This window comes from Vibrio sp. SG41-7 (assembly GCF_014164465.1).
Classification (GTDB): Bacteria; Pseudomonadota; Gammaproteobacteria; order Enterobacterales; family Vibrionaceae; genus Vibrio; species Vibrio splendidus.
Map to the genome: position 1 here is coordinate 1 of NZ_JACJFF010000158.1, position 8918 is coordinate 8918.

Annotated in this window: 5 protein-coding genes, 9 tRNA genes and 1 pseudogene; 1 reads left to right on the top strand and 14 read right to left on the bottom strand. The window is 44.0% G+C overall.

The genetic code is table 11. The annotated features are described in order from the left end of the window. Positions 1 to 29: 29 nt before the first annotated feature. The 14 genes from H5300_RS23890 to pncC all read right to left on the bottom strand — a co-directional run bounded on the left by H5300_RS23890 (position 30) and on the right by pncC (position 8148). Positions 30 to 106 (bottom strand) — tRNA-Arg (locus H5300_RS23890). Positions 107 to 206: 100 nt separating this feature from the next. Next, positions 207 to 283, bottom strand: a tRNA-Arg gene (locus H5300_RS23895). Positions 284 to 383: 100 nt separating this feature from the next. Continuing rightward, positions 384 to 460, bottom strand: a tRNA-Arg gene (locus tag H5300_RS23900). A gap of 101 nt (positions 461 to 561) precedes the next feature. Next, positions 562 to 638 (bottom strand) — tRNA-Arg (locus H5300_RS23905). Between the two features lie 82 nt (positions 639 to 720). After that, positions 721 to 797, bottom strand: a tRNA-Arg gene (locus H5300_RS23910). A gap of 83 nt (positions 798 to 880) precedes the next feature. Continuing rightward, a tRNA-Arg gene (locus tag H5300_RS23915) sits at positions 881 to 957 on the bottom strand. An 85-nt stretch (positions 958 to 1042) separates the two neighbouring features. Continuing rightward, a tRNA-Ser gene (locus H5300_RS23920) sits at positions 1043 to 1135 on the bottom strand. Positions 1136 to 1183: 48 nt separating this feature from the next. Then, positions 1184 to 1260, bottom strand: a tRNA-Arg gene (locus H5300_RS23925). A 46-nt stretch (positions 1261 to 1306) separates the two neighbouring features. Continuing rightward, positions 1307 to 1399 (bottom strand) — tRNA-Ser (locus tag H5300_RS23930). Positions 1400 to 1876: 477 nt separating this feature from the next. Beyond that, positions 1877 to 2074, bottom strand: a complete 198-nt coding sequence (csrA, locus tag H5300_RS23935; RefSeq protein WP_004415691.1) for a carbon storage regulator CsrA — start codon at positions 2072 to 2074, stop codon at positions 1877 to 1879. A gap of 92 nt (positions 2075 to 2166) precedes the next feature. After that, positions 2167 to 3348 (bottom strand): aspartate kinase, encoded by a 1182-nt coding sequence (locus tag H5300_RS23940; RefSeq protein WP_080583151.1) that lies wholly within the window; start codon positions 3346 to 3348, stop codon positions 2167 to 2169. A gap of 219 nt (positions 3349 to 3567) precedes the next feature. Next, entirely contained in the window at positions 3568 to 6150 is a 2583-nt protein-coding gene (gene alaS / locus H5300_RS23945) for an alanine--tRNA ligase (protein ID WP_102463485.1), read from the bottom strand. 323 nt (positions 6151 to 6473) lie between these two features. Beyond that, a complete protein-coding gene (gene recA / locus H5300_RS23950; RefSeq protein WP_004735435.1) occupies positions 6474 to 7514 on the bottom strand; it encodes a recombinase RecA in 1041 nt (346 codons plus the stop codon). A gap of 139 nt (positions 7515 to 7653) precedes the next feature. Further along, entirely contained in the window at positions 7654 to 8148 is a 495-nt protein-coding gene (pncC, locus tag H5300_RS23955) for a nicotinamide-nucleotide amidase (protein WP_029222254.1), read from the bottom strand. Positions 8149 to 8549: 401 nt separating this feature from the next. On the opposite strand from pncC, the pseudogene H5300_RS23960 reads away from it, so the two are divergent. After that, a pseudogene (locus H5300_RS23960) lies at positions 8550 to 8795 on the top strand (tyrosine-type recombinase/integrase); the annotation flags it as partial. Between the last annotated feature and the right edge of the window lie 123 nt (positions 8796 to 8918).

The following is an 8918-nucleotide window of genomic DNA, read 5'->3' on the forward strand; positions in this document are numbered from 1 at the left end:
ACATCAGGATTAGTGAAAACCCTAAATAGTGGTGCGCCCTGGAGGATTCGAACCTCCGACCGCCTGGTTCGTAGCCAGGTACTCTATCCAGCTGAGCTAAGGGCGCAACGGTTTCGATATTAAGCTGTTAGTTAAGGCAATAAAGCAGTTAATACTATAAAGCAAAACTAAACGTTCAACATCAGGATTAGTGAAAACCCTAAAAGTGGTGCGCCCTGGAGGATTCGAACCTCCGACCGCCTGGTTCGTAGCCAGGTACTCTATCCAGCTGAGCTAAGGGCGCAACGGTTTCGATATTAAGCTTTCAATTAAGGCAATAAAGCAGTTAAGACTATAAAGCAAAACTAAACATTCAACATCAGGATTAATGAAAACCCTAAAAGTGGTGCGCCCTGGAGGATTCGAACCTCCGACCGCCTGGTTCGTAGCCAGGTACTCTATCCAGCTGAGCTAAGGGCGCAACGGTTTCGATATTAAGCTGTTAGTTAAAGCAATAAAGCAGTTAAGACTATAAAGCAAAACTAAACATTCAACATCAGGATTAGTGAAAACCCTAAATAGTGGTGCGCCCTGGAGGATTCGAACCTCCGACCGCCTGGTTCGTAGCCAGGTACTCTATCCAGCTGAGCTAAGGGCGCAACGGTTTCGATATTAAGCCGTTAGTTAAGGCAATAAAGCAAAACTAAACGTTCAACATCAGGATTAGTGAAAACCCTAAAGTGGTGCGCCCTGGAGGATTCGAACCTCCGACCGCCTGGTTCGTAGCCAGGTACTCTATCCAGCTGAGCTAAGGGCGCAACGGTTTCGATATCAAGCTTTCAGTTAAGGCAATAAAGCAAAACTAAACGTTCAACATCAGGATTAATGAAAACCCTAATAGTGGTGCGCCCTGGAGGATTCGAACCTCCGACCGCCTGGTTCGTAGCCAGGTACTCTATCCAGCTGAGCTAAGGGCGCACGGTATCTTCAAGTGAAGAAGTTGTGAAATATATCACATTCTTGTTTCTACGAAACAAAAAAAAGGCCATAGGCCTGTAATGAATGGCGGTGAGGGAGGGATTCGAACCCTCGATGCGGCTACAAACCACATACTCCCTTAGCAGGGGAGCGCCTTCGGCCACTCGGCCACCTCACCAAATTCATTATTCTTATCCATTACTTCTTAACAAAGTAATCTAAAGAATGGTGCGCCCTGGAGGATTCGAACCTCCGACCGCCTGGTTCGTAGCCAGGTACTCTATCCAGCTGAGCTAAGGGCGCACATTGTTACTTCTGTGTTTGCTTGCAAATTCAAACGTGCAAGAAATGGCGGTGAGGGAGGGATTCGAACCCTCGATGCGGCTATAAACCACATACTCCCTTAGCAGGGGAGCGCCTTCGGCCTCTCGGCCACCTCACCGTCTTGCGGAGGCACATATTACGTTTTACCGAAAATATGTCAAACACTTTATTGAAAAAAACCGGACAAAAACATTCAACCGTTTGCAATTTAATCAAAGCGCTTGCAAATTGAACTTATAACATCCAATTAGCGCTTTTTTCCTTAAAAATTAAGGTGAAAGATTGGCAATAATTAACAGTGGAAAACAATTATCTAATTTATCTCACAGTAAGTGTCACTGCTGATTGCACCATACTACGGGATGCTCTATTTCGCCATAGGGTAAGTCAGTAAAACTTGAACTATGGCAAACAAATCTCACGATGCTTCAATAAGAGTTAACTCTGGTGGCGTGGCTTTTCTATATCAAGCACTCCATCCAGCATCTATAACTAAGCCAGCTAGTGAATCAACCTATTGCTAAGTTGTGATTATGTGCACCCCAAGATCAAAAAAGGCTAGCAACAATGCTAGCCCCTCTTCTACGCAAAAGTATTAGTAGTTGCCAGATGCAACGTTACCATTACCTTTTTCAGCTTGAATGCGCATGTAGATCTCTTCACGGTGAACAGATACTTCTTTAGGTGCGTTAACACCAATACGTACTTGGTTACCTTTAACGCCTAGTACAGTAACTGTTACTTCATCACCAATCATCAGTGTTTCGCCAACACGGCGAGTCAAAATTAGCATTCTTTGCTCCTTGAGTAATCTCTAAATTTATCTAGCTACGAGAGCATTATCCAACAAAAGTTATATTTTCGTAAACTATCGATTGAGTTTATTTAACCAAAATGCACTTCTTTTTTAAGATAACCCTGTGTTTCACGTGCTACGATGTATGCATTGTGTAATATGTTAGCAGCTATATCGACTTGCGTTGGTGATATCACCAAAGTTAAAGACTGCTGCTGCAATAAGTGATGTTGTACATCAATTTCGCCTTCAGACAACAATCCATGTGAACTGACCACAATTTCTTGCGTTCGGCTTCCTACCACAGTTAACAAACTAACATATTCACTATTACGGATTTTTTCAGCAAAAACTAGTTTTAATTTAGCACTTATGTCCGGTTTGATAATGAGCGCTGCCCGTTCTGTTTCCTCGATCACACTACAGACTTCGATCCCTAACAACTGGCAATGCGACATGAGAGACGGTAAATCTTGATTCAAACACTCGATGCGAACCATATCTCTTTGAATGGCTATTCCAGCAATATCATTCAAACAATCATTACCCGCGATGAGAGTGCCCTCGCCTTCTTCAAAACTCGAAAGTACTCTCAGTGGTACATTGTGTCGCCACGCATGCTGAACACATGGAAGGTGCAAAACCTTAGCGCCTCTGCGAGCCATTTCTTCCATAGAGGGAAAGTCTAAGGTATCTAATTTTTTAGATTGCTTAACCACTCTAGGGTCGCAGGAATATACGCCATCAACGTCGGTATAGATCTGACACTCTTTAGCTTGAAGCGCGCCCGCTAATGCAACAGCCGTGGTATCTGAACCACCTCGCCCTAAGGTTGTGATGTCACCTTTCGCATTAACGCCTTGAAAACCTGCAACAATGACAATCTGGTCATCATCTAACAGCGCTCTAATAGGAGCGGTATCAATACGCTCAATCGTCGCATTATTATGATTAGAATCGGTGTGTATCTTGGCTTGATAGCCGGTCATCGATGTCGCTTCATAACCCAACTTGTGCAACGTCATCGCCAACAAAGCCATGGAAACTTGTTCTCCAGCCGTTAACAACACATCCAATTCTCTAGCGTTTGGGACACTATCAACTTGTGAAGCTAAGTTAACTAACCGATTTGTTTCACCTGACATAGCAGAAACGACAACCAAGATCTGGTTCCCTTCATTTTTCGCTTCAATGATTTTTTCTGCTACATGATGGATCCGCTCTATTGAACCCACCGACGTTCCACCAAATTTCTGCACGATAAGAGGCATTTTCACCCGTCCTCACCTTCCCAAGACCAATGTCTATATATGACAAAAAACACATACTCCGCGTCAGGGCGAAGCAATAAAAAATTAACCAAGGAGTCTAACGCCACCATTAGACTGCTTGGTTAATCTCAATCAAACCTTGTTTAAACACACTTCCAATAGGCAAAATAAAAGATGCCCAATCAACTGATTGGGCATCTTTGTATCAATTACTTAAGCTTAAAGACGCTCTTCTAGCCAAGTACGCACAGATTTAAGCGCTTCTGGCAGTGCTTCAACGTCTGTACCGCCCGCTTGAGCCATATCTGGACGACCGCCGCCTTTACCGCCAACTTGCTCAGCAACCATCTTAACGAGGTCACCCGCTTTTACTTTGCCGATAAGGTCTTTGGTTACGCCAGCAATCAAGCCAACTTTACCGTCTGCGATATTCGCAATCAGGATGATGCCGCTACCTACTTGGTTTTTAGCGTTATCAACCATAGTACGTAGGTTCTTGTTGTCTGCGCCTTCAATTGCAGCAACCAAAACTTTAGTACCAGAGATGTCTTCTACTTTGCCCATGATATTTGCGCTTTCTGCAGCAGCCATCTTTTCTTTAAGCAGTTGGATTTCTTTCTCTAGCGATTTCGCTTTCTTAGCTGATTCAGCCAATTTCTCTTCGTAAGCGTTAGCCTGAGCTTCTACTGCATCTAGAGCAGCTTCACCCGTTACCGCTTCAATACGACGAATACCCGCAGCAATACCACCTTCAGAAGTGATCTTGAATAGACCGATATCACCCGTGTTGCTTGCGTGGATACCACCACAAAGTTCAGTCGAGAAATCGCCCATAGATAGAACGCGAACTTCATCATCGTACTTCTCGCCAAACAGTGCCATTGCACCTTTTTCTTTCGCTGACTCGATGTCCATGATGTTGGTTTCAATCACGTGGTTCTTACGAACTTGTACGTTAACCAAACGCTCTACTTCTTTAATCTGTGCCGGTGTTACCGCTTCAAGGTTAGAAAAGTCAAAACGTAGGTTGTCTGGCTTAACTAAAGAACCTTTTTGTGCAACGTGCTCACCTAGAACTTCGCGCAGTGCAGAGTGAAGTAAGTGAGTTGCAGAGTGGTTTAGTGAGATAGCAGCACGACGCTCAGCGTCAACCGTTGCTTCTACTTTATCGCCTTGAGCAAATACACCTTCAACTAGCTCACCGTGGTGAGCAAATGCGTTACCTAGCTTCTGAGTGTCTTGTACTTTGAATAGACCAGATGCTGTTTTTAGCGTACCAGCGTCACCACATTGACCGCCTGACTCAGCATAGAATGGTGTCTCTTCAAGGATGATGATTGCTTTGTCGCCAGCCGATAGTGAAGATACTTCTTCGCCGTCAACAAATAGCGCAGAGATTTCACCCGCACCTTCAGTCGCTGTGTAACCACAGAACTCAGTGTTCGTGTCTACTTTGATCGTCGCGTTGTAATCAGTACCGAATTGGCCTGCTTCACGTGCACGCTTACGCTGTGCTTCCATCGCCTTCTCAAAGCCTTCTTCATCGATAGTAAAGTCGCGTTCACGAGCTACATCGTTAGTAAGGTCAGCAGGGAAGCCGTATGTATCGTAAAGTTTGAAAACTGTTTCGCCGTCAAGCTCTTTGCCTTCAAGTGCGTCTAATGCGTCGTTAAGGATAACCATGCCACGCTCTAGCGTGCGACCAAAGTTCTCTTCTTCGATGCGAAGTACTTTTTCAACAAGCTCTTGCTGTTTCTTAAGCTCTTCAGCCGCAGAACCCATCACTTCAGCCAGTACACCCACAAGTTTGTGGAAGAACACGCCTTGTGCACCAATCTTGTTACCGTGACGAACTGCACGACGAATAATACGACGTAGAACGTAGCCACGACCTTCGTTTGAAGGCATTACGCCATCAGCGATTAGGAATGAACAAGAACGGATGTGGTCAGCAATAACGCGCAGCGATTGGTTAGATAGGTCGTCGTGACCTACTACTTCTGCTGTCGCCTTGATTAGCTTTTGGAATACATCAATTTCGTAGTTAGAGTGAACGCCCTGCATGATTGCAGAGATACGCTCAATACCCATACCAGTATCTACAGCTGGCTTAGGTAGCGGTTCCATAGTGCCGTCAGCGTGACGGTTGAACTGCATGAATACGTTGTTCCAGATCTCGATGAAACGGTCACCATCTTCTTCAGGTGTACCAGGACGGCCGCCCCAAATGTGCTCACCGTGATCGTAGAAGATTTCAGTACATGGACCACAAGGACCTGTGTCACCCATTGTCCAGAAGTTATCAGATTCAAACTTCTTGCCGCCTTCTTTGTCGCCGATACGAACAATCTTGTCAGCTGGAATGCCCACTTTCTTGTTCCATATTTCGAACGCTTCGTCATCTGTCTCGTAAACCGTTACTAACAGGCGATCTTTTGGCAGACCTAGTGTTTCAGTCAGGAATTCCCAGGCAAACCCAATCGCTTCTTCTTTGAAGTAATCGCCAAAGCTGAAGTTACCTAGCATTTCGAAGAATGTGTGGTGACGAGCCGTGAAACCTACGTTTTCAAGGTCATTGTGTTTACCACCCGCACGTACACAACGCTGAGCCGTAGTTGCTCGAGTGTAGGCACGCTTTTCGGCGCCTAGGAAGCAATCTTTGAATTGGTTCATACCTGCGTTAGTGAACAGCAGGGTTGGATCGTTATGTGGAACTAACGATGAACTGTCTACGATTTGGTGTTCTTTGCTCTCAAAGAACTTAAGGAACGCGTTGCGAACCTCATCAGTGCTCATGTACATGCAGCTCTTCCTGAAAATAGTCGAGTTAGAATTTTGCCGTATTGTAGATCATGGTTAAGGCTTCGACTAGTTTTCTTGTAGAAAAGACACCCTTGGGCAGGATTTTAGTTGGAAATCGATAAAATGAAGAATATTCCACTAGCTCAGATAGGGAACAAACAAAAAATTGGCAAGCTACCTCAAACAACCAAATAGATCTAGCAAGGCGCTGCAAGGATGGGGACAGACACTTTGACAAAAAAAGCCCCGCATAAAATATGCGAGGCTTCCTATTCTTTCAAAGCGGATGTTCCTTTCAAACACCCGCTCTATAAACCGTTAGCTTATAGCTCTTCGTTTTCTTCTTCTTTCTCTGCGCCTTTCTCTTCAAGAACAGCAGGAGTCAGTAGCAATTCACGAAGCTTAGTGTCAAGTTCCAGAGCGATCTCTGGGTTTTCACGTAGGTGCTTACAAGAGTTCGATTTACCTTGGCCGATCTTGTCGCCTTTGTAGCTGTACCAAGCGCCCGCTTTCTCTACTAGCTTATTCTTAACACCTAAATCGATAAGCTCACCTTCGCGGTTGAAGCCTTTGCCGTAAAGGATTTGAGTTTCAGCTTGTTTGAATGGTGCAGCAATCTTGTTCTTAACAACCTTGATACGAGTCTCGTTACCAACAACTTCATCACCATCTTTGATTGCACCAGTACGGCGAATATCAAGACGAACAGATGCGTAGAACTTAAGTGCATTACCACCTGTTGTTGTTTCTGGGTTACCGAACATTACACCAATTTTCATACGAATTTGGTTAATGAAGATAGCCATACAGTTAGACTGTTTAAGGTTACCTGTCAGCTTACGCATTGCTTGAGAAAGCATACGCGCTTGAAGACCCATGTGGCTATCGCCCATTTCGCCTTCGATCTCTGCTTTAGGTGTTAGTGCAGCAACCGAGTCAATAACAAGAACATCGATAGCACCTGAACGAGCCAGTGCATCACAGATTTCTAGAGCTTGTTCACCGGTATCTGGTTGAGATACAAGCAAAGCATCGATATCAACACCCAACTTTTGAGCGTAGATAGGGTCAAGTGCGTGTTCCGCATCCACGAATGCACACGTTTTACCCACTCTCTGCGCTGCAGCAATAAGCTCAAGCGTTAGCGTTGTTTTACCTGATGATTCTGGACCGTAAACTTCAACGATACGTCCCATCGGTAAGCCACCAGCACCTAGTGCGATATCTAGAGATAGAGAACCTGTAGAAATAGTTTCTACGTCCATTGTGCGGTTATCACCAAGACGCATGATAGAACCTTTACCAAATTGCTTTTCAATCTGACCAAGGGCTGCAGCTAACGCTTTTTGTTTATTCTCGTCCATTTCTATCTCCACATAATCGGTTGTTTCAACAAGCGACTTAGAATCTATTTCTAACCCACAAAGGGGTGACTAATTGGCTTTTATTATACTGTTGATTCATACAGTGTCTATACCTGTATGAAAATAATTTGTACAAATGTTACTTGTCTTCCATTGATAGGTAATCATAAATAACTTGTAAGGCATGGTGCGTAGCTTGTTGGCGTACTTGTGATCTATCGCCTGTAAATACATGCGTTCCTACTTTGTTCCACCCATTTACTGCTTTCCAAGCAAAACACACAGTCCCTACCGGTTTCTCTTCCGTGCCGCCGCCCGGGCCAGCAATACCGCTGATAGACACAGAAATAGTGCCGTTTGAATGTTGTAGCGCCCCGTGAGCCATTTCTATAACCACCGGCTCACTCACAGCACCAAACTCAACTAAGGTTTCAAGCTGAACACCGATCATCTCTTGTTTCGCTTCATTACTGTAGGTCACAAAAGCACGGTCAAACCATGCGGAGCTCCCTGCGATATCCGTTACCGCGCTAGCAACACCACCGCCAGTGCAAGATTCAGCCGTCACTAATACATGTTTATGTTTCGCAAGTAAGTGTCCGAGTTTTTCACTAAGAGCTTGAGTCGTCTGCATCTTTGGCTTCCCTTATCTAGATGTATATCATTTGGATTTGCATCTTTTCGCATGTGTCGCTTTTCGCACGAAACGCTTTCACGTATCCTAAGCCGCAATAGAAATAAACGAAAGAAGTTAACTGTGAAAGCCGATCAAAAACATACTCCTGATGCATTAGTATGTAATTAGATTAAAAACAACAACTTAAAATAACGAACATTAAAAAACCATACTTTTACCTACACTAACCAAAAAAGCTAACTCATTGATAGAGAAGAAACCTTAGTTATCTACCTCGAATTCCAATTAGTTGCTTTTTGTATGCATCTGCAAAATTTCAAGTTACAAACTAAAGTATTCTACAAACCTAAAACCGTGGCATCCTATATCCTCGAAACAAAAAAAGAGGGCCTTAACCTGCCCCTCTTGTTATTGAATTGATCAAACCAATAGAAGCAATAGGTAGCTTAGAGACCGTAAAACGCCTTACTCAACGATTGAATGAAGTGATGAACTTCGCCACCAACTGTGGCCTGATTCAAGCTAACCCATTAACTGGCATCAAAGCTGCATTTAAGAAGCCTAAAAAGGAAAATATGGCAGCGCTTCAGCCAACAGAGTTACCAGAATTAATGGCGGCTATTGCTAACGCCAGTATCAAGCAAGGGCGGGATCGAACTTTATTCATTGAAAATAAAGGATTTATTTTACAGGGAACTTTTTTAGATAATCACGATCTGATCATGAAGTAAAAAAACATGAGAAATTCGCACATGATTATCATTGAG